The sequence below is a fragment of the Pseudomonas sp. MBLB4123 genome, from assembly GCF_051904775.1.
Lineage (GTDB): Bacteria > Pseudomonadota > Gammaproteobacteria > Pseudomonadales > Pseudomonadaceae > Aquipseudomonas > Aquipseudomonas benzenivorans_B.
Map to the genome: position 1 here is coordinate 2,822,693 of NZ_CP196711.1, position 20,786 is coordinate 2,843,478.

At 68.8% G+C, this 20,786-nt stretch carries 18 protein-coding genes and 1 riboswitch; of the genes, 5 read left to right on the forward strand and 13 right to left on the reverse strand.

What is annotated here, in order from left to right; genetic code table 11:
• Complete coding sequence (gene serB / locus ACSX1C_RS13045; RefSeq protein WP_439886469.1) at nucleotides 1-1,215, reverse strand: phosphoserine phosphatase SerB; 1,215 nt, start codon at nucleotides 1,213-1,215, stop codon at nucleotides 1-3.
• 171 nt (nucleotides 1,216-1,386) lie between these two features.
• Here serB and ACSX1C_RS13050 point away from each other — a divergent pair, with 171 nt between their 5' ends.
• The gene (locus ACSX1C_RS13050) at nucleotides 1,387-2,868 is read left to right on the forward strand and encodes an AhpA/YtjB family protein (protein WP_439886470.1); all 1,482 of its coding nucleotides are present in this window, start codon (nucleotides 1,387-1,389) and stop codon (nucleotides 2,866-2,868) included.
• A 75-nt stretch (nucleotides 2,869-2,943) separates the two neighbouring features.
• Here ACSX1C_RS13050 and ACSX1C_RS13055 read toward each other — a convergent pair whose 3' ends face one another.
• The 10 genes from ACSX1C_RS13055 to thiC form a co-directional block, all read right to left on the reverse strand.
• Nucleotides 2,944-3,645 carry a PqiC family protein gene (locus ACSX1C_RS13055; protein ID WP_439886471.1) on the reverse strand — a complete coding sequence of 234 codons (702 nt, stop codon included), beginning with the start codon at nucleotides 3,643-3,645 and terminating at the stop codon, nucleotides 2,944-2,946.
• A gap of 155 nt (nucleotides 3,646-3,800) precedes the next feature.
• Nucleotides 3,801-6,050 carry a DNA topoisomerase IV subunit A gene (gene parC, locus ACSX1C_RS13060; RefSeq protein WP_439886472.1) on the reverse strand — a complete coding sequence of 750 codons (2,250 nt, stop codon included), beginning with the start codon at nucleotides 6,048-6,050 and terminating at the stop codon, nucleotides 3,801-3,803.
• Nucleotides 6,051-6,057: 7 nt separating this feature from the next.
• A complete protein-coding gene (locus ACSX1C_RS13065; protein WP_439889417.1) occupies nucleotides 6,058-6,543 on the reverse strand; it encodes a retropepsin-like aspartic protease family protein in 486 nt (161 codons plus the stop codon).
• 35 nt (nucleotides 6,544-6,578) lie between these two features.
• Entirely contained in the window at nucleotides 6,579-7,559 is a 981-nt protein-coding gene (locus ACSX1C_RS13070) for an esterase-like activity of phytase family protein (RefSeq protein ID WP_439886473.1), read from the reverse strand.
• Nucleotides 7,559-9,457 carry a DNA topoisomerase IV subunit B gene (parE, locus tag ACSX1C_RS13075; protein WP_439886474.1) on the reverse strand — a complete coding sequence of 633 codons (1,899 nt, stop codon included), beginning with the start codon at nucleotides 9,455-9,457 and terminating at the stop codon, nucleotides 7,559-7,561. The genes ACSX1C_RS13070 and parE overlap by 1 nt, the downstream gene beginning before the upstream one ends.
• Before the next feature lie 16 nt (nucleotides 9,458-9,473).
• The gene (locus ACSX1C_RS13080; RefSeq protein ID WP_439886475.1) at nucleotides 9,474-10,091 is read right to left on the reverse strand and encodes a YqiA/YcfP family alpha/beta fold hydrolase; all 618 of its coding nucleotides are present in this window, start codon (nucleotides 10,089-10,091) and stop codon (nucleotides 9,474-9,476) included.
• Nucleotides 10,092-10,167: 76 nt separating this feature from the next.
• On the reverse strand, nucleotides 10,168-10,983 hold the full coding sequence (gene cpdA / locus ACSX1C_RS13085; RefSeq protein ID WP_439886476.1) for a 3',5'-cyclic-AMP phosphodiesterase: 816 nt from the start codon (nucleotides 10,981-10,983) through the stop codon (nucleotides 10,168-10,170).
• Between the two features lie 138 nt (nucleotides 10,984-11,121).
• Nucleotides 11,122-11,574, reverse strand: a complete 453-nt coding sequence (locus tag ACSX1C_RS13090; protein ID WP_318644840.1) for a DUF1249 domain-containing protein — start codon at nucleotides 11,572-11,574, stop codon at nucleotides 11,122-11,124.
• Nucleotides 11,565-12,164: an NUDIX domain-containing protein gene (locus ACSX1C_RS13095; RefSeq protein ID WP_439886477.1), complete on the reverse strand. Its 600-nt coding sequence runs from the start codon at nucleotides 12,162-12,164 to the stop codon at nucleotides 11,565-11,567. Before ACSX1C_RS13095 ends, ACSX1C_RS13090 begins: the two co-directional genes overlap by 10 nt.
• A gap of 81 nt (nucleotides 12,165-12,245) precedes the next feature.
• Nucleotides 12,246-14,126, reverse strand: coding sequence for a phosphomethylpyrimidine synthase ThiC (gene thiC / locus ACSX1C_RS13100; protein ID WP_439886478.1), 1,881 nt, complete (start codon nucleotides 14,124-14,126; stop codon nucleotides 12,246-12,248).
• Nucleotides 14,127-14,225: 99 nt separating this feature from the next.
• Nucleotides 14,226-14,355: riboswitch (TPP riboswitch) on the reverse strand.
• Between the two features lie 221 nt (nucleotides 14,356-14,576).
• Between thiC and ACSX1C_RS13105 the strand changes: the two genes are divergently transcribed.
• Complete coding sequence (locus ACSX1C_RS13105; protein ID WP_439886479.1) at nucleotides 14,577-16,016, forward strand: TolC family outer membrane protein; 1,440 nt, start codon at nucleotides 14,577-14,579, stop codon at nucleotides 16,014-16,016.
• Nucleotides 16,017-16,099: 83 nt separating this feature from the next.
• On the opposite strand, the gene waaA is transcribed toward ACSX1C_RS13105, so the two are convergent.
• Both waaA and ACSX1C_RS13115 read right to left on the reverse strand, forming a co-directional pair.
• Nucleotides 16,100-17,383 (reverse strand): lipid IV(A) 3-deoxy-D-manno-octulosonic acid transferase, encoded by a 1,284-nt coding sequence (gene waaA / locus ACSX1C_RS13110; protein WP_439886480.1) that lies wholly within the window; start codon nucleotides 17,381-17,383, stop codon nucleotides 16,100-16,102.
• A 33-nt stretch (nucleotides 17,384-17,416) separates the two neighbouring features.
• Nucleotides 17,417-18,301: a LysR family transcriptional regulator gene (locus ACSX1C_RS13115; RefSeq protein ID WP_318644835.1), complete on the reverse strand. Its 885-nt coding sequence runs from the start codon at nucleotides 18,299-18,301 to the stop codon at nucleotides 17,417-17,419.
• Between the two features lie 94 nt (nucleotides 18,302-18,395).
• Here ACSX1C_RS13115 and ACSX1C_RS13120 point away from each other — a divergent pair, with 94 nt between their 5' ends.
• The 3 genes from ACSX1C_RS13120 to ACSX1C_RS13130 all read left to right on the forward strand — a co-directional run bounded on the left by ACSX1C_RS13120 (nucleotide 18,396) and on the right by ACSX1C_RS13130 (nucleotide 20,774).
• Nucleotides 18,396-18,728, forward strand: coding sequence for a DMT family transporter (locus tag ACSX1C_RS13120; RefSeq protein ID WP_439886481.1), 333 nt, complete (start codon nucleotides 18,396-18,398; stop codon nucleotides 18,726-18,728).
• Between the two features lie 64 nt (nucleotides 18,729-18,792).
• On the forward strand, nucleotides 18,793-19,965 hold the full coding sequence (locus tag ACSX1C_RS13125) for an NAD(P)/FAD-dependent oxidoreductase (RefSeq protein WP_439886482.1): 1,173 nt from the start codon (nucleotides 18,793-18,795) through the stop codon (nucleotides 19,963-19,965).
• Nucleotides 19,965-20,774, forward strand: coding sequence for an aldo/keto reductase (locus ACSX1C_RS13130; RefSeq protein WP_439886483.1), 810 nt, complete (start codon nucleotides 19,965-19,967; stop codon nucleotides 20,772-20,774). The genes ACSX1C_RS13125 and ACSX1C_RS13130 overlap by 1 nt, the downstream gene beginning before the upstream one ends.
• Nucleotides 20,775-20,786: the final 12 nt, after the last annotated feature.

Consider the following 20,786-nt stretch of genomic DNA (forward strand, 5'->3'; position numbering starts at 1 on the left):
TCAGGCCAGGCCGTCGCGGTCGCGAAAGCCCAGCAGATAGAGGATGCCATCCAACCCCAGGGTGGAGATGGCCTGCTTGGCCGACTGCTTGACCAGCGGCTTGGCCCGGAACGCCACGCCCAGGCCGGCGATCGCCAGCATCGGCAGGTCGTTGGCACCGTCGCCCACGGCGATGGTCTGCTCCAGACGCAGGCCTTCGCGCTCGGCCAGCTCGCGCAGCAGGTCGGCCTTGCGCTGAGCGTCGACGATCGGCTCGAGCGCCACCCCGGTCACCCGGCCATCGATGACCTCCAACTCGTTGGCGTACACATAGTCGATGCCCAGCTTGGCCTGCAGCTGCTTGGCGAAGTAGCTGAAGCCGCCGGAGAGGATCGCCGTCTTGTAGCCCAGACGCTTGAGTTCGGCGAACAGGGTCTCGGCGCCCTCGGTCAGGCGCAGCGAGGCGCCGATCCCCTCCAGCACGGTTTCCGGCAGCCCCTTGAGCAGGGCCAGGCGCTCCCTGAAGCTGGCGGCGAAGTCCAGCTCGCCGCGCATGGCCCGCTCGGTGATTGCGGCCACCTGTTCGCCCACCCCGGCCGCCTTCGCCAACTCGTCGATCACCTCGGCCTCGATCAGCGTCGAGTCCATGTCGAACACCGCCAGGCGCCGGTTGCGGCGGAACAGCGAGTCGCGCTGGAAGGCGATGTCGACGCTCAGCTCCTGGGCCACGCTGAGGAACTCGGCGCGCAGCGCCGCCGGGTCCGCCGGCTCGCCGCGCACCGAGAACTCGATGCAACCCTTGCCCTGCTCGGCCGGGGTGTCCAGCGGCATGCGCCCGGACAGGCGATCGATATGGTCGATATTCAGGCCGTACTGGGCGGTGATGGCGCTGACCCGCTGCAACTGCTCGGCGGTGACCTTGCGGGTCAGCAGGGTGACGATGTGCCGCGCCTTGCCCTGGCCCGCCACCCACTGCTGGTAGTCCGCCTCGGCCACCGGGGTGAAGCGCACCTGCTGATCGAGCTCGTAGGCGGTGAACAGCACGTCCTTGAGCACCGAGGAGGCGCGCTCGGTATCCGGTATCTCCACCAGGATGCCGAACGACAGGGTGTCGTGGATCACCGCCTGGCCGATGTCGAGGATATTCACCCCGCCCTGGGCCAGCACGCCGGTGATGGCGGCGGTGAGACCGGGGCGATCCTCGCCGGTGATATTGATCAGGACGATTTCGCGCACGGCGCACCCCCATAAGGTCGAAGAGAAGCGGCCTGCCGCAGGACGGGCAGGCCGGAGAAAGGCCGCACATTCTACCCATTTTCGCCGCCGTACGGGCGCGCGCGGCGCTTTGCCCGCTGCGGGCCGGTCGCTATACTGCGCGGCATCTCCAGTCGACAAGAGCCGAGCTCTGTGAACCGGCCCGTCCCCGTAAAGCCCGACAACTTCTTCCTCCTGCTGTTCCAGGCCCTGCGCCAACGCCGGGTCCCCCTGGCCCTGCGCATCGCCAGCCACAGCCTGCTGCTGGTGGCGCTGGCGCTGGTGATCTACGCCTGGGTGATCGGCATGCAGTTCAAGCAGGCCATGCAACAGCAGGCCGAAGCCCTGGGCACCAGCCTGATCACCCAGACCGCCGCCTCGGCCACCGAGCTGCTGGTGTCCAACGACATCCTCAGCCTCAACGTGCTGCTGAACAACCTGGTGAAGAATCCGCTGGTGGCCCATGCGGCCATCTACAGCGTGGACAACCGCATCCTCGCCGAGGCCGGCGCGCGGCCGAGCAAGAGCATGCTCGGCGAGACCGAGGGCCTGTACTCGACCCCCATCACCTTCCAGGAGGTGATCGCCGGGCAGCTGCGCATCAGCCTGGACATGCGCCAGTTCCAGCAGCCCATGACCATCAGCCTGCAGAGCATGGGCATTCTCAGCCTGATCCTGCTGGCCCTGGCCCTGAGCCTGAGCCTGCGCCTGGGCCGGCATATCTCCACCCCGCTGCTGCAGCTGCGGGTCTGGCTGCGCGACCCCGACGACCCGGCACCCGGCGCCGGACGCCAGGACGAGATCGGCGACCTGGCGCGCCAGCTGCAGGCGCGCCTGGTGCCGGAGAAGCCGGAGCCGGAGCCCGAAGCCGACTACGACGAGCTGGAGGCCGAGGACGACCTCCACGCGCCGAGCGAGCAGCCCGACGACGAGCCCGGCTTCCAGGTACCGAACCTGAACGACGACCCACTCGACGAATTCGACGAGCGCAACGACGCCGAAGACGATCCCTTCGCCGAGCTCCGCGACGACGCTCCGCCGGCACCTGCCGCGGCGCCGAGCGCGGTCCACCCGAGCGCGGTGCTGGCGATCCAGCTGGGCGCCCAGGAACAGCTGCGGCGCCTGCCGCGGGCACGCCTGCTCGACCTGCTGCAGCGCTACCGCGACTGCCTGGCCCAGGCTTCGGCGCTCTACCAGGGCGAACTGCACACCCTGAGCGACGGCAGCAGCCTGATGCTGTTCCATGGTCGCGACAACGACGACTACCTGACCCATGCCCTGTGCTGCGGCGAACTGATGCGCGCCCTCGGTCATGCCCTGCAGATCGAGGTCGCCGACAGCGGCATCACCCTGCAGCTGCAGCTGGGGCTGACCCAGGGCAGCGGGCTGCTCGACCTCAGCCAGGGCGACCTGCTGCTCAGCGAGACCGCCCAGGACGCCCTGGCCCTGTCCCAGCACAGCCGCAACCTGCTGTTGCTGGAGCGGCGCATCGCCGAAGACCCGCGGGTTCGCCAGCACAGCCGCATCCGCGCCATCGCCAGCCCGGACGGTGCCTGCTGCGTGGAGCGCCTGCTGGAACCCTACCCTTCGCTGCTGGAGCGCCAGTTGGCGCGCATGCACGAGAGCCGCGGCTAGAAACCGCGCCCAGAAAAAAACCCCGCAGCACGCGGGGCTTTTTCGTATCGACCGTCCGTCATACGGAAACCGGCATCAGAAGCGGAACACCTCGCCTTCCATCCGGATCGGTGCCGGCAGCGACGGCGGCACGGGCTTTGCTGCAGGCGCCGCGGGGGCCTTCTTGCGTGGTTCCTTGGCGATGGCCGGAGCCGCGTTGCCATACTCCTGCACCGCCGACGCCACCTGCTCGACCAACTGACGCATGACCAGACTCTGGGCCCGCACCTGATCGGCGATGCTGCCCTGATGCGCCTCCTCGAGTCGCACCAGTCGCCCGTCGAGCAGCTTGCCCTCGCCACTCAGCAGGCGCCAGTGCGCCTCGAGTACGGCCGGCCGCTGCGGCCCGGAGTCCAGGCGGGTGATCGCCAGCAGCACCTGCACCTGCGGGCTGAAACCCGGTGTCGCCGGCGCCACGGCCAGGCGCTGGCTGTTCAGCCGCGCCGCCAATTGGCGCAACAACTGACGGTCGATATCCGCCGCCAGACTGCCGGCCCAACGCGCATCGCTGGCCGCGGTCAGGCTGCCATCGAGCTGGCGCTGCAACAGCGCCTCGCGCTGCAGGTAGTCGGCGATCGACACCGGCCCCAGCAGTACCGCCACGCCCTCCTTGTCGGCCGGCAGTTCGGCGTTGCCACCATCGAGCTGGTACAGCGGCACCGGCTGGTAGGCCGTGCATCCGGCCAGGCCGAGCAGTCCGGTCAACAGCAGGGTCAAGGGAAAGCGCACTACAGTCATTCCTCACATCCGGCCGGCCTGGCGGCCGGCAGTCAAACCTGGGTTGGCTCATGCGCTCGGCCGGGCCGACGCATTCCAAGGCCACCTATCATCCGCCAAAGTGCCGCGCGACTCCAGCCTCGCGGCCCGCGAATCGCACCGCGCGAGCTCAGCGGCTATTCCACCAACAGGCTGTCGACCCGCTGAAAGCCCCTCGGCAGCTTGTTCCCGCGCCGGCCGCGCTCGCCCTTGTAGTGCTCCAGATCGTCGGCCTTGAGCGACAGGGTGCGCTTGCCCGCCTGCAACACCAGGGTCGCCCCCGCCGGCAGCACCGCCAGGTCGCTGAGGTATTCCTCGCGGCTGGCGACCCGCTCGCCGGGGATGCCGATGATCTTGTTGCCCTTGCCCTTGCCCAGCTGCGGCAGGTCGGCGACCTTGAACAGCAGCAGGCGGCCCTCGGTGGTCACGGCGGCGAGCCAGTCCTCGTCGCGATTGGCCAGGGGCTTGGGCGCAATCACCCGAGCCCCGGCCGGCAGGCTGAGCAGGGCCTTGCCGGCCTTGTTCTTGGCCTGCAGGTCCTCGCCCTTGACCACGAAGCCGTAGCCGGCATCGGAGGCGATCACATAGAGGGCATTGTCGTCGGGCAGCAGCACGCACTCGAAGGTCGCCCCCGGCGGCGGCGCCAAGCGCCCGGTCAGCGGCTCGCCCTGGCCTCGTGCGGACGGCAGCGAGTGGGCGGCCAGGGAATAGCTGCGGCCGCTGGAGTCGATAAACACCGCGTACTGATTGGAGCGGCCCGGGGCGGCGGCCTTGAAGCCGTCGCCGGCCTTGTAGGACAGGCCGGTGGCGTCGATGTCGTGCCCCTTGGCGCAACGCACCCAGCCCTTCTCGGAGATCACCACGGTGACCGGCTCGGTCGGCATCAGCTCGGTTTCCGACAGGGCACGGGCCTCGGCGCGCTCGACGATCGGCGAGCGGCGCACGTCACCGTACTTCTCGGCGTCGTCGAGGATCTCCTGGCGTACCAGTTTCTTCAGCTTGGCCTCGCTGCCGAGCAGGGCCAGCAGGCGCTCACGCTCCTTGGCCAGTTCGTCCTGCTCGCCGCGGATCTTCATCTCCTCCAGGCGCGCCAGCTGGCGCAGGCGGGTGTCGAGGATGTAGTCGGCCTGCAGCTCGGAGAGGCCGAAGGCGGCCATCAACACCGGCTTGGGCGAATCCTCGCTGCGGATGATGCGAATCACCTCGTCGAGGTTGAGGAAGGCGATCAACAAGCCTTCCAACAGGTGCAGGCGCTTCTCCACCTTGTCCAGGCGGAACTGCAGGCGCCGGCGCACCGTGTTCACCCGGTACTCCAGCCACTCGCGCAGCATCTGCCGCAGGTTCTTCACCTGGGGCTTGCCGTCCAGGCCGATGACATTGGTGTTGACCCGGTAGCTGGACTCCAGGTCGGTGGTGGCGAACAGGTGAGTCATCAGCTCATCGGCGTCGACCCGGTTGGAGCGCGGGATGATGACGATGCGGCAGGGGTGCTCGTGGTCCGACTCGTCGCGCAGGTCGGCGACCATCGGCAGCTTCTTGGCCTGCATCTGCCCGGCGATCTGCTCCAGCACCTTGGAGCCGGAGACCTGATGCGGCAAGGCGGTGACCACGATGTCGCCGTCCTCGATGCGGTACACCGCGCGCATGCGCACCGAGCCGCGGCCGCTCTCGTAGATCTTCAGCAGGTCGGCGCGGGGGGTGATGACCTCCGCCTCGGTGGGAAAGTCCGGCCCCTGCACATGCTCGCACAGCTGCTCGACCGTGGCGTCCGGCTGATCCAGCAGGCGCACGCAGGCGGCGGCCACCTCGCGCAGGTTGTGCGGCGGCACATCGGTGGCCATGCCCACGGCGATGCCCGTGGTGCCATTCAACAAGAGGTTGGGCAGCCGCGCCGGCAGCGTGGCCGGCTCGTTCATCGTGCCGTCGAAGTTCGGCACCCAGTCCACCGTGCCCTGGCCGAGCTCGCTCAGCAGCACCTCGGAGTAGCGCGACAGGCGCGCCTCGGTGTAGCGCATGGCGGCGAAGGACTTGGGGTCGTCCGGGGCGCCCCAGTTGCCCTGACCATCCACCAGGGTGTAGCGGTAGGAAAACGGCTGGGCCATCAGCACCATGGCCTCGTAGCAGGCCGAGTCGCCGTGGGGGTGGAACTTGCCGAGCACGTCGCCGACGGTGCGCGCCGACTTCTTGTGCTTGGCGTCGGCGTCCAGACCCAGCTCGCTCATGGCGTAGACGATGCGCCGCTGCACCGGTTTCAGGCCGTCGCCGATATGCGGCAGGGCGCGATCCATGATCACGTACATCGAATAGTTGAGGTAGGCCTGCTCGGTGAAGTCGGCAAGCGAGCGGCGCTCAACGCCATCCAGGCTCAGATCGAGGGATTCGCTCATGAAGGTCTCATCGCAAGGTTGATTGGCGCAGCATCAGGGTGCCGTCGCGCTGGGTGAATTCCAGTTGTTTGAGGGCGCTCATGCCCAGCAGCACCTCCTCGCCGTCCATGCCGGGGGCGATCAGCGCCTCGACGTCGCGCAGGAGGATGTCGCCCAGGCGCAGGCTGGCCAGCCGGGTACGATGGGCGGTGGCACGGCCGTTGGCGGTGCTGATCAGGATCGCCTCGCCGGCGCGCAGGCCCAGACGCCGGGCCACCTCGACAGGCACCGCCACCTGGGTGGCGCCGGTGTCGAGCAGGAAGGTCACGGGCTGGTCATCGATCCGCCCGTCGGCGCGGTAGTGACCCTGGCGACTGCTGGCCAGGCGCACCTCGACGTAGTCGCTGCCATGCACCGACTCGGGGTGGCGGTTGGGGTTGCGCTGGCCCTCTTCCCACTCGCCGAAGAAGCGCGTGGCCAGCAGCAGCGCGGCGCCCCAGGCCAGCACCAGCATCACCCGACCGGCCCGGCGCCCCGGCGCAGGCGCGTTCACCGGCGAGCGCCCCAGCCGCCCTGCGGCGCGGCGAAACGCCAGACGATGGGCCGCAGCTCGCCGTCGGCACGGGCCAGGCCTTCGTTGTCGAGGCCGACCCAGGCGCCCTCGGCGTCGACCCACAGGGCCTCGGCCTGGCCGTAGTCCGGCGCATAACGGCGGGCGTCGGTCAGCGCCTCGGCGGCGAAGGACCAGCAGCGCTCGACCGCGCCGTCGCTCAGCTGGCGGCGGCAGATGCGGTGGGCCTGGCGCTCCAGGGTGAAGAGTTTCTCCTGATGGAAGGCCAGCCCGGAGAAATCCCGCGGCCGCTCTTCGCCGCCCAACTGGGCGGGACCGGCTTCGCGGCCGCCCTCGCTGATCAACACGCAGCCACCGGTGCAGCGCCAGGACGATCCCTGCCGGTGCAGCACCAGCAGGCCGCGGCGCTGACGCTCGGCCGCCAGCCACAGACGCTCGCCGTCCGGGTCGAGCGCCACGCCCTCGAACAGGGCGTTGAAGCGCAGCAGCATGCCGCTGGCACGGGCCTGGCGCACCACCGCCTCGGGCAGGGCCAACCACTGCGCCTCGCCCATGGCCGAGAGGCGCAACACCGCCGCGTGCGCCTCGCTGACCAGGTAGCGATTACCCTGGGCATCGCAGGACAGGCCTTCGAAGTCCAGGCCGCCACCACGCACCTGGCCGGCGACCCAGGTGCGCATGCGCAGCCCCCAGGGCAGCGGCGACTCGGGGACGGGGGGGGCGACGAAGGGCTCGGTCTCGGCCTGCCAGACCGCGGCACCGCTTGTCAGGCGATACAGACGGTCGTCCTCGCGGTCCGATACCGCCCACAGGGCATCGCCACACTGGGCCAGGCCCGAGAGGTTGCCGCCGGCCATGCCCGCCACCGGATGCTCGCCGAGCAGGCGCAGCTCTTCCAGTGGGGTCTCGGCCAGCGCCGTGGTCGCCAGCAGCGCCAGTGCCGCACAGAGGCCGCGCATCAGAGCAGCACCTCGGCCAGGTTGCCCTTGGACTCCAACCAGGACTTGCGGTCGCCGGCGCGCTTCTTGGCCAGCAGCATATCCATCACTTCCCGGGTGCCCTCGAAGTCGTCCAGGGTCAGCTGCACCAGGCGCCGGGTATTGGGATCCATGGTGGTCTCGCGCAGCTGCGGCGGGTTCATCTCGCCCAGACCCTTGAAGCGGGTGACCTGGGGCTTGCCACGGCGCTTCTCGGCCACCAGGCGGTCGAGGATGCCGTCGCGCTCGGCCTCGTCCAGGGCATAGAACACCTCCTTGCCCAGGTCGATGCGGTACAGCGGCGGCATGGCCACGTAGACGTGCCCGGCATCGACCAGGGCGCGGAAGTGGCGGACGAACAGCGCGCACAGCAGGGTGGCGATATGCAGGCCGTCGGAGTCGGCGTCGGCGAGGATGCAGATCTTGCCGTAGCGCAGCTGGGACAGGTCGCTGGCGCCGGGATCGATGCCGATGGCCACGGCGATGTCGTGCACCTCCTGGCTGGCCAGCACCTCGCCGCCGTCCACCTCCCAGGTATTGAGGATCTTGCCGCGCAGCGGCATGATCGCCTGGAACTCCTTGTCGCGGGCCTGCTTGGCGCTGCCGCCGGCGGAATCCCCCTCCACCAGGAACAGCTCGGAACGCATGGGGTCCTGCCCCGCGCAGTCGGCCAGCTTGCCGGGCAACGCCGGGCCCTGGGTGATTTTCTTGCGCTCGACCTTCTTGCCGGCCTTGAGGCGGCGGTTGGCGTTGCTGATGGCCAGTTCGGCCAGCTGCTGGCCGAATTCCGGATGGGCGTTGAGCCACAGGCTGAAGGCGTCCTTGACGACGCCAGAGACGAAGGCCGCCGCCTCGCGGGAGGACAGGCGCTCCTTGGTCTGCCCGGAGAACTGGGCGTCCTGCATCTTCATCGAGAGGACGAAGGCGATGCGCTCCCAGATGTCCTCGGGGGCCAGCTTGACCCCGCGCGGCAGCAGGTTCCTGAACTCGCAGAACTCGCGCATGGCGTCCAGCAGGCCCTGGCGCAGGCCGTTGACATGGGTGCCGCCCTGGGCGGTGGGAATCAGGTTGACGTAGCTTTCCTGCACGCTCTCGCCGCCCTCGGGCAGCCAGAGCAGGGCCCAGTCCACCGCCTCCTTGTTGCCGGCCAGGCTGCCGCAGAAGGGCTCGGCGGGCAGGCGCTCGAACTCGCTGACCGCATCCACCAGATAGGAACGCAGACCGTCCTCGTACAGCCACTCGACGCGCTCGCCAGCCGCCTTGTCCTCGAAGCTCACCGCCAGGCCAGGGCACAGCACGGCCTTGGCCTTGAGCACGTGCTTGAGGCGGCTGACCGAGAACCTGTGCGAGTCGAAATACTTGGCGTCCGGCCAGAAGTGCACGCTGGTGCCGGTATTGCGCTTGCCGACGGTGCCGACCACCTCCAGGTCGCTGGCCTTGAAACCGTCGGCGAAGGCCATGCGGTATTCGCTGCCGTCGCGCTTGACGCGCACCTCGACCCGGGTCGACAGGGCGTTGACCACCGAGATGCCGACGCCGTGCAGGCCGCCGGAGAACTGGTAGTTCTTGTTGGAAAACTTGCCGCCGGCGTGCAGCTTGGTGAGGATCAGCTCGACCCCCGGCACCCCCTCCTCGGGGTGGATGTCCACCGGCATGCCGCGGCCGTCGTCGAGCACCTCCAGGGAGTTGTCCTCGTGCAGGATCACCTGGATCGACTTGGCGTGGCCGGCCAGGGCCTCGTCGACGCTGTTGTCGATGACCTCCTGGGCCAGGTGGTTGGGGCGGCTGGTGTCGGTGTACATGCCCGGGCGCTTGCGCACCGGGTCCAGGCCGGAAAGGACTTCGATGGCGTCTGCGTTATAGGCGTTCTGCTGGGCCATGGGGTCTCGGGTCGTCTTAAAGGTCGGAAAAGTCGATATCGCGCCAGAACCTGGCGGGAATACCGGCGAAAGCCAAGAGCATCGGCAGGCGCTCGGCGAAGCCCTGGAAGCCATGATCGCCGCCGGCCTGGATGCGCAGGGCGCAGGCCCGGTAATAGACCTGGGCCTGGCGGTAATCGAGGGTTTCGTCGGCGGTCTGCAGCCATACCTGGAAACGCGCGGGGTCCTGCGGCGGCGGCACCTCCAGCTCGGCCAGGGCCGCGACGTGCTCGGCGGTCAGCTCCCAGGTCTCGTCGCTGTAGTAGTTCTGTTGCGGTCCCAGGTAGCCGTCGAACAGCAGGTGCGGACGCACCGCCGGATTGATCAGCAGCGCGCGCAGGCCATGCCGCTCGGCCAGGTGGGTCGCATAGTAGCCGCCCAGGGAGCTGCCGACCAGCACGGGTCGGCCGAGCTCGGCGATCGACGCTTCGAGCTGGGCGATGGCCTGGCGCGGATGATGGTGCAGGGCCGGCACCCGCAGCTGCTCCGCCAGGCCCATGCGTTCCATGGCTTGATGCAACTGGCTGGCCTTCTGCGAGGCCGGCGAGCTGTTCAGGCCATGGAGGTAGAGGATGCGAGGACAATCTGCAAGCATGGCTGACGGGGCTTAGGGCTGAAAACGGGAAGGCGAACGGTAGCAGCTTTCGCGCTGCGCCCTCCAGCCCGGGCTATCAATAGCCCTTGACGCTGTAGTCCACCTCGAACTGGATGCCGGTCACCCGCGACACGCCGGTCTCCAGGCGGCCGTTTGCATGCAGGCGCAACCAGCGATAACCCGGCGCGCTGCTGTCGACCTGGAAATCTTCGCTGCCGGGGGCGAACTGCACGCAGGTCGAGGGCGAGGCCAGCAGGCGCACACCGTCGCGCAACTGATCGAACTCCTGGTGCACATGCCCCCAGAGCAGCGCCCGCGCCTGTGGGTGACGCGCCAGCACGGCGAACAGCGCCTCGGGGTTGCGCACCCCGATCGGCTCCATCCAGGCGCAACCGATGGGCACCGGATGGTGGTGCAGGCAGATCAGGTGGTGACGTTCGGGGGCCTCGGCCAGGGCACGCTCGAGCAGCACCAGCTGCTGCTCGCCGAGATAGCCAGGCACCGCACCGGGAATGGAGGAGTCGAGCAGGATGACGCGCCAGTTGCCCAGGTCGATCACCGGCTCCAGCAGGTCGCTGCCGGCGCAGGCGCGGTGCATCGCCGGCAGCTCGTCGTGGTTGCCGGGCAACCAACGGGCCGGGGCGTCGATGGGCGCGGTGAGCTGGCGGAAACGGGCGTAGGAGGCCTCGCTGCCATCCTGGGAGAGGTCGCCGCTGGCCAGAACCAGATCGACCTGCGGCTGCTCCTGCAGCAACTGCTCGACCACCCGCCGCAGGCTGTCCTGGGTATCCATGCCCAGCAGCTTGCCGTTCGCCTCGGCAAACAGGTGGCTGTCGGACAGCTGCACCAGCAGGACCGAGGAATCAGCAACGGAAGTGGGCGCGCTCGGCAAGGCCGTCTCCTTGAGCAGGGTGCAGGGATTATGCTGGCAGGCGCCGGCGATGGTAAACCCGCGAAGCGGGCCTGAGTCACAGAAAAACCGCCTCGCCGACAGTCAAAAACGACGAAATTCGCCGGAAGCGGGCCGAACCTAGAACACCGGTGCCGGCTCGTGGCCACAGGCCAGGCAGTGGCTCAGCCATTCGCCGAGAAACAGGTTGAGCTGGCTCTTCTCGTCCGGCTGATGCATGGCGGCGTTCGGGTAGGGGTAGATGCTGCGAAAGCGCCGGGCATTCTCGGCGCTGACCACCTCGGCCATGCGCGCGTCGTGGTACACCCGCACCTCCAACTGCGGCACCGGCAGCCAGGGCAGGCTGTGCTCCTGGCGCACGCGCAGGGTGGTGGTATAGGGGCAGGCCTCGAGCACGTCCAGGGCCAGTATGCCGAGTTGGTGCTCGCCCTGGCTCAGGGCGACGCGTCGCACCTTGGCCTGGGTGCGCATCTCCGGCAGCAGGCGCATCAGCCGCGCGTAGTTGGCCTCGCAGACCGCCTGCAGCTCCACCAGGTCGACCCGGTAGCGCTCGCGCAACAGGTTCACGACCACAGCCCCCGGACTTCGGCGCGGTTGAGCGCCAGCCACTGCAGGGCGATGATGCTCGCCGCATTGTCGATGCGCCCGTCCTTCACCGCGTCCAGGGCATCCTCCAGCGGCCAGACGTGCACGCGGATATCCTCGCCCTCCTCGGCCAGGCCATGCACGCCGCCGGCCCCCTCGCTGTCGCAGCGGCCGATGAACAGGTGCACCCGCTCGTCCGACCCGCCCGGCGAGGGGTAGTACTGGCTGATCGGCCACAGCGAGGTCAGGCTGAGCCCCGCCTCCTCGGCCGCCTCACGCCGAGCCACCGCCTCAGGCTCCTCGTCCTTGTCGATCAACCCGGCCACCAGCTCCAGCAGCCAGGGGTTAGCGCTTTTCTCCAGGGCGCCGACGCGGAACTGTTCGATCAGCACCACGGCGTCGCGTTGCGGATCGTAGGGCAGCACGCACACCGCATCGTGACGCACGAACAGCTCGCGACTCAGCGGCCGGCCCATCTCGCCGGAGAACTGGCGATGACGCAGATGCAGGCGATCGAGCCGGTAGAAGCCGCGAAAGCAGGCTTCCCGCTCGATAATTTCGACATCGTCCTGTTGCATGGATACCCCCTGTTAACACGAACGGGCCCGAAGGCCCGTCCTGGTCACTCCGCAGATCCGGGGATCTGCGTCTGGCCTCCATCACACCTTGTGATAGAGCTGTGCCCCCTGCGCCTTGAACTCCTCGGCCTTGGCCTGCATGCCCTGCTCGACCTCCAGGTCGACCGCGGCGATGCGTTGCTCTTCAGCATAGACCCGCACCTCCTGGGTGATCTTCATCGAGCAGAACTTCGGCCCGCACATGGAGCAGAAGTGCGCCACCTTGGCCGAGTCCTTCGGCAGGGTCTCGTCGTGGAAGGCCCGCGCCGTGTCCGGGTCCAGGCCCAGGTTGAACTGGTCCTCCCAGCGGAACTCGAAGCGCGCCTTGCTCAGGGCATTATCGCGAATCTGCGCCCCCGGGTGGCCTTTGGCAAGGTCGGCGGCGTGGGCGGCGATCTTGTAGGTGATGATGCCGGTCTTGACGTCGTCCTTGTTCGGCAGCCCCAGGTGCTCCTTGGGGGTAACGTAGCAGAGCATGGCGCAGCCGAACCAACCGATCATCGCCGCGCCGATGCCCGAGGTGATGTGGTCGTAGCCCGGGGCGATGTCGGTGGTCAGCGGGCCGAGGGTGTAGAACGGCGCCTCGTCGCAGCATTCCAGCTGCTTGTCCATGTTCTCCTTGATCAGCTGCATCGGCACGTGGCCGGGGCCTTCGATCATCACCTGCACGTCGTGCTTCCAGGCGATCTTGGTCAGCTCGCCGAGGGTCTCCAGTTCGCCGAACTGCGCCTCGTCGTTGGCGTCGGCAATCGACCCGGGACGCAGGCCGTCGCCCAGCGAGAAGCTGACGTCGTAGGCCTTCATGATCTGGCAGATTTCCTCGAAGTGGGTGTAGAGGAAATTCTCCTTGTGGTGCGCCAGGCACCACTTGGCCATGATCGAGCCGCCGCGCGAGACGATGCCGGTCACCCGCTTGGCGGTCATGGGCACATAGCGCAGCAACACGCCGGCGTGGATGGTGAAGTAGTCCACGCCCTGCTCGGCCTGCTCGATCAGGGTGTCGCGGAACAGCTCCCAGGTCAGGTCCTCGGCCACCCCGCCGACCTTCTCCAGGGCCTGGTAGATCGGCACCGTGCCGATCGGCACCGGGCTGTTGCGGATGATCCACTCGCGGGTCTCGTGGATGTGCTTGCCGGTGGACAGGTCCATCACCGTGTCCGAACCCCAGCGGATGCCCCAGGTCAGCTTGGCCACTTCCTCCTCGATCGAGGAACCCAGCGCCGAGTTGCCGATGTTGCCGTTGATCTTCACCAGGAAGTTGCGGCCGATGATCATCGGCTCCAGCTCCACGTGGTTGATGTTGGCCGGGATGATGGCGCGGCCGCGGGCGATTTCCTCGCGGACGAACTCAGCGGTGATCTCCTTGGGGATGTTGGCACCGAAGCTGTGGCCGGCGTGCTGCTGGTCGAGCAGGCCGGCGGCGCGGGCTTCCTGCAGCTTCATGTTCTCGCGGATGGCGACGTATTCCATCTCCGGGGTGATGATCCCCTGGCGCGCATAGTGCATCTGGCTGACGTTCTGGCCGGCCTTGGCCCGGCGCGGGTTGCGCACGTGGGCGAAGCGCATGGCGGTCAGCTCGGGGTTGCTCAGGCGCTCCTGGCCGAAGCTGGAGCTCAGGCCGTCGAGCAGCTCGGTGTCGCCGCGGTCCTCGATCCAGGCGCTGCGTACGTCGGCCAGGCCCTGGCGCACGTCGATGGTCACGTTCGGGTCGGTGTAGGGACCGGAGGTGTCGTAGACCAGCACCGGCGCGTTGACCTCGCCACCGAAGTCGGTGGGCGTCACGTCCAGGCTGATCTCGCGCATCGGCACGCGGATGTCCGGGCGCGAGCCCTGTACGTAGACCTTGCGCGAGCGGGGGAAGGGCTGGATCGACTGCTGGTCGACCTGGGCGCTTTCGCTCAGGTTCTTTTGTTGTGCACTCATCGGCTGGTTATCTCCTGGGCTGAATGTCGGAGCGAACCTGGAGCGGACTAGGAGTGCGGGGCGCACCGCAGGCGGTGCCGAGAGGACTCGCCGTGGGATGGGCGAGGACATCTTGTTCCCTACGCAGGCCTTAACCTGATCAGGTTCAACGGGATCCGGAACATCCGATCTCAGCCCTCCTTACCACCGCGCAAGAACGCGGAGACTCAGGGCACCCCGACAAGAACCCGGCCAGTCTAATCAACCGGCGGCGATAAAACCAACCGGCGGGTCAAAATATCCCGACCCATGCGTCGGAAAATGACGCCTGCCGCAGCGCACCGGCCGATTGTTGCGACCATGCAACATAGCTTGTTGCAATCTACACTGAGGCCGCCACCGCCGTACCTTGACCCCCCAGGCAGCGCGCCTTAGCCTTGCCGATTACCGCCAAATCTAGGACTCCCTCGAATGCTGCGCAGACTCTCTCTGGCTCTTGCCGTGGCCTCCGCCGCCAACGGATTGGCCTGGGCCGAACAGGCCCCGCTGTCCACCAAGACCGACCTGGTCACGGTCTACCAGGAAGCCGCCGACAACAATGCCGACCTGGCGGCCGCCCGCGCCGACTACCAGGCCCGTCGCGAGGTGGTACCCCAGGCCCGCGCCGGTCTGTTGCCGAACCTCTCGGCCGGCGCCAACCTGAACGACACCCGCACCTCGGTGGATTCGCCGTCCATCACCAGTTCGCGCAGCGGCACGGTGTACCAGGCCAACCTCAGCCAGCCGCTGTTCCGCGCCGACCGCTGGTTCCAGCTGCAGGCCGCCGAGGCGACCAGCGAGCAGGCCGCCCTGGAACTGTCCGCCACCGAGCAGAACCTGATCCTGCAGAGCGCCGAGAGCTACTTCGCGGTGCTGCGCGCCCAGGACACCCTGGCCTCGACCAAGGCCGAGGAAGCCGCCTTCAAGCGCCAGCTCGACCAGGCCAACGAGCGCTTCGACGTCGGCCTGTCGGACAAGACCGACGTGCTCGAGGCCCAGGCCGGCTTCGACACCGCCCGGGCCAACCGGATCATCGCCGAGCGCCAGGTGGAGGACGCCTTCCAGGCCCTGATCACCCTGACCAACCGCGAGCACGCCGCCCTCGAGGGCATCGAGCACAGCCTGCCGATCCTGGCGCCGACGCCCAACGACGCCAAGGCCTGGGTCGACACCGCCAGCGCCCAGAACCTCAACCTGCTGGCCAGCAACTATGCCGTCGACGCCGCCGAGGAGACCCTGCGCCAGCGCAAGTCCGGCCATGCGCCGACCCTGGATGCGGTGGCCAGCTACCAGAAGGGCGACAACGACAGCCTCGGCTTCAGCAACAGCAGCGCCAGCGCCACGACTTTCAGTGGCGACGTCGAGCAGCGCTCGATCGGCCTGCAGCTGAACATCCCGCTGTACAGCGGCGGCCTGACCAGCTCCCAGGTGCGCGAGGCCTACCAGCGCCTGACCCAGAGCGAGCAGCTGCGCGAGAGCCTGCGCCGCCAGGTGGTGCAGAACACCCGCAACCTGCACCGCGCGGTGAACACCGACGTGGAGACCGTGCAGGCGCGCAAGCAGTCGATCATCTCCAACCAGAGCGCCCTGGAGGCCACCGAAATCGGCTATCAGGTCGGCACCCGCAACATCGTCGACGTGCTCGATGCCCAACGCCAGCTGTACAACTCGGTGCGCACCTACAACGATGCGCGCTACGACTACATCCTCAACAACCTGCGCCTCAAGCAGGCCGCCGGCACCCTCAGCCCGGCCGACCTGGAGGCCCTGGGCAACTTCCTCAAGCCCGACTACGACCCGGACCGCGACTTCCTCCCCCCGGACCTGGCCAAGGCCGCCGAGGCGCAACTGCGCGGCGACCCCGACTACTGAGGCGCCCCATGAAAAAGCCGGCCCGAGTGGCCGGCTTTTTCATGCCGATGCGAAATCGTCTCAGACGGCTTTCCGCCTTGGTCCTAAGCGAGCAGGCGCTCCACCCCGGCGAGCAGGCGCTGCAGCGCCCCCTGATTGGCCCGCATCACCGCCAGGCCCGCCTCGCCCATCTGCCGCGCACGTTGCGGCTGCTGCCACAGCTCGGCCACCTGCGCGGCCAGCTGCGGGGCATCGGCGACCTCGCCCAACGCCCCGGCCTCGCGCAACTGTGCGGCGATCTCGAGGAAGTTGAACAGGTGTGGCCCGCTGAGCACCGGTCTGCCCAGGGCCGCCGGCTCCAGCAGGTTGTGCCCGCCGTTGGCCACCAGGCTGCCGCCGACGAAGGCGCAGTCGGCCAGGCCGTAGAGAAACAGCAACTCGCCCATGGTGTCGCCCAGCAGCACCTGGTCGGCGGCCCCCGGCGCCTCGCCGCTGGAGCGGCGCCGGGTGGCGAAACCCTGGCGCCGGCACAGCTCGAACACCGGCGTGAAGCGCTCGGGGTGGCGCGGCACCAGGATCAGCAACGCATCCGGCTGCCGGGCCAGCAACTGGCGGTGGGCGGCGAGGACGATCTCGTCCTCGCCGGCATGGGTGCTGGCCGCTATCCACAGCGGCCGTTGCTGCGCCCCCCACTGTGTCCGCAGCGCGTCGGCGCGCTCGGCCAGCGCCGGATCGATGCGCAGGTCGTACTTGATCGAGCCGGTCACCGCCACGCACTCGGCACGGGCACCCAACGCGCGGAAGCGCTCGGCCTCGGCGGCGGTCTGCACGGCGACCAGGCTCAGCTCGGCGAGCATCGGCGCGGTCAGACGGGCAAAGCGCCCGTAGCCGCGAGCCGAGCGCGCGGACAGCCGCGCGTTGGCCAGCACCACGGGGATGCCGCGCCGTGCGCACTGGTGGATATGGTTGGGCCACAGCTCGGTTTCCATGATCAGCGCCAGGCGCGGCTGCACCTGATCGAGAAAGCGCGCCGCCGCCCAGGGCAGGTCGTAGGGCAGGTAGCAATGCTGCACCCGGCCGGCATGGTCCGGGCCGCCGAACAGGGCACGGATGCGCTCCGAGCCGGTGGGTGTCATGCAGGTGACGGTGATCGGCAACTGCGGGTAGCGCGCCAGCAGCTCGCGGATCAAGGGGGCGGCGGCGATGCTCTCGCCTACCGACACCGCGTGCAGCCAGATGCCGCCCGGCTCGAGCCGCGGCAGGTCGAGGGCGAAACGCTCGCCGATGCGCCGGCCATAGGCCGGCGCGCGCCAGGCGCGATAGGCCAGACGCAGGGCTATGACGGGCAGGGCCAGATGAAACAGCAGGGAGTACAGGGGACGATTCATGGGCGCGCAGCTTAGCAGAGCGGCCGCCGCCGATCAGCCGATGGCGCGCAGGTGCTCGGCGAAGCGCTCGCCCAGCCAGCGCGCGGCAGGCCCCAGGGCCTCGTCGCGCCGGCAAACCAGCTCCACCACCAGCGGCGGCGGCGTCCAATCGCTGCGCAGCTCCACCAGCAGCCCCTGATAGGTCGGGTACTGGGCCACGTGCCGCGGCAACCAGGCCCAGCCCAGATTGCGCGCCAGCAGCTCGGCCATGGCGTAGAAGCTGTCGGCCCGCCATACCTGAGGGCTGATCTGCTCGCCCCCCGGGTAGGTGCTGTCCTGCGGCGCCATCAGCAACTGGCGGTGGCGGGCCAGCTCGCGCCGGTCGGCATAGGCCAGCCCGGCCAGCGGGTGCCCGGCGCCGCACACCGTGACCATCTCGATGGTGCCCAGGCGCTGACGCTCCAGGGCCTCGGGCATCTGCTCATGGTGGAACAGCAGACCGAGGTCGGCGCGTCGCTCCAGCAGCTTGCGCGCCACATCGCCCTGGGCGCCGCTGGCGACCTGCAGCTCCAGGCGGGGGAAACGCTGCGCCAACGCCTCCAGGCTGTCGAGCACCGACTGATAGGGCATGGCCTCATCCTGGGCCAGGCGCAGCCGCGCCTCTTCGCCGCGCACCAGGCCCAGGGCGCGGCCCTCCAGGCGCTGGCACTGGCGCAACACCTCACGCGCCTCGGTCAACAAGGCCTCCCCGGCGACGGTCAGGCGCGGCTGACGTCCGCTGCTACGCTCGAACAACAGCACCCCGAGGTCGGCCTCCAGCAAGGCAATCGAACTGCTGACCGCCGACTGCACACGCCCCAGGTGCCGGGCCGCCGCGGAAAACGATTGGCACTCGGCCACGCTGACGAACAGGCGGACTTGCTCCAGGCTCCACTGCATGACCGACACCTATCTCTATTATAGATAGGTAATGACTTTATCCCATCACAGTAATACTTAGAATCCTCTCCACACCTAGTAGGAGGGATTTTCTATGACCGGCTACCTCTATCTCGGCATCGCCATCGCCGCCGAAGTCGTCGCCACCGCCTCGATGAAGGCCCTGGACGGCCTCAACCGCCCCCTGCCGCTGCTGCTGGTGGTGTTCGGTTATGCGCTGTCCTTCTGGATGCTCAGCCTGGTGGTCAAGACCATACCGGTGGGCGTCGCCTACGCGGTCTGGGCCGGCCTGGGCATCGTCCTGGTGAGCATCGCCGCGACCGTTCTCTACCAACAGCGTCTGGACCTGCCGGCGCTGCTCGGCATGGGCCTGATAGTCGCCGGCGTGGTGGTGATCCAGCTGTTCTCGCAAAGCGTCGGCCACTGATCGGGGCCGACGTCACGACCACGCGGGTTATACTGCGCGCCTGTTTTTTCAACGAGGCGCGCCCATGTCCCAAGCTCTGAGCACGGACGTTCTGATCGTCGGCGGCGGTATCGCCGGTCTCTGGCTGAATGCGCGCCTGCGCCGCCAGGGCTTCGCCACCCTGCTGGTGGAGAACGCCAGCCTGGGCGGCGGACAGAGCGTCAAGTCCCAGGGGATCATCCACGGCGGCGCCAAGTACGCCCTGCACGGCGCCCTGAGCGGCGCCTCGGAAGCCATCGCCGACATGCCGCGGCGCTGGCGCGAGGCGCTGGCCGGCAACGGCGAGCTGGACCTGTCCGGCGTGCGCCTGCTGTCCGAGGCCCACTACCTGTGGTCCCCCGGCAGCCTGGCCGGCAACCTGACCAGCTTCTTCGCCAGCAAGGCGGTGCGTGGCCGGGTCGACCAGGTCAAGGGCGAGCAGCTGCCACCGGCGTTGCAGCATCCGAAATTCAAGGGCAAGGTCTACCGCCTGGCCGAACTGGTGCTCGACGTGCCCAGCCTCATTGCCCGCCTCGCCGAACTGGCCGGCGACGGCCTGCTGGCCGCCGAGCGTGTCGAGCCGCTGCGCGAGCAGGACGAGCTGGTCGGCCTGCGCGTCGACGACCGGGAGATTCGCGCCCAGCGCATCGTCCTCAGCGCCGGGCGCGGCAACGCCGAGCTGCTCGCCGCGCTCGAGCTCAAGCAACCGGCCCAGCAACTGCGCCCGCTGCACATGGTGCTGGTCAAGGGGCCGACCCTCAAGCCGCTGTACGCCCACTGCCTGGGCGGCGGCCCGAAGCCGCGGGTAACGGTCACCAGCCACCCGGCGGCCGACGGCCAGTGGGTCTGGTACCTGGGCGGCGACCTGGCCGAAGCCGAGGGCGTGGCCCGCGACGAGGCGGCGCAGATCGCCGCAGCGCAGAAGGAGCTGGCCGCGCTGCTGCCCTGGATCGACCTCGGCGACGCCCGCTGGGCCACCCTGAGGGTCGAGCGCGCCGAGCCGGCGCAATCCGGCCTGGTGCGCCCGGACAACGCCTTTCTCGCCGAACAGGGCCGTCTGCTGGCCGGCTGGCCGACTAAACTGGCCTTGGCCCCGGACTTCGCCGACCGTGTGCTGGCGAGCCTGGCGCGCGCCGGCATCCGCCCCGCCGTCCACGCCCCGCTGCCCGCGCTGCCGCGCCCGGCCATCGCCCAACCCGCCTGGGAGGAACTGTTCTGATGCACACCCTGCACAACCTGCATCGCCCGCTGGGCTCGACCGAGCTGCTGGTCTCGCCGCTGGGCCTGGGCACCGTCAAGCTGGGCCGCGACCAGGGCGTGAAGTACCCCAGCGGCTTCCGCATCCCGGACGACGCCGAGGCCCGCCGGTTGCTGGCCCAGGCCCATGAGTTGGGCATCAACCTGATCGACACCGCCCCGGCCTACGGCACCAGCGAGGCGCGCCTCGGCCCGCTGCTGCGCGGCCAGCGTGAGCAGTGGGTAATCGTCAGCAAGAGCGGCGAGGAGTTCGAGAACGGCCAGTCGCGCTTCGACTTCTCCCCGGCCCATACGCGCCGCTCCGTGGAGCGCAGCCTCAAGCGCCTGGAGACCGACTTCATCGACCTGCTGCTGGTGCACTCGGACGGCAACGACGTCGCCATCCTGCAGGACAGCGGCATCTACGAGACCCTCGCCGAGCTCAAGCGCGAAGGCAAGATCCGCGCCTTCGGCCTGTCCGGCAAGACCGTCGAGGGCGGCCTGCTGGCCTTGCAACAAGGCGACTGCGCCATGGTCACCTACAACCTCAACGAACAGGGCGAAGTACCGGTGCTGGACTACGCCGAGCAGCACGGCAAGGGCATCCTGGTGAAGAAGGCCCTGGCCAGCGGGCATGCCTGCCTGCAGCCGGGCGAAGACCCGGTCCAGGCCAGCTTCGAGCTGATCTTCGGCCACCCGGCGGTGAACAGCGCCATCATCGGCACCATCGACCCGCAGCACCTGGCCCATAATGTGGCAACGGCCGCGGCGGTGATCCAGGACATCGCCTGACTCCAGGATCGC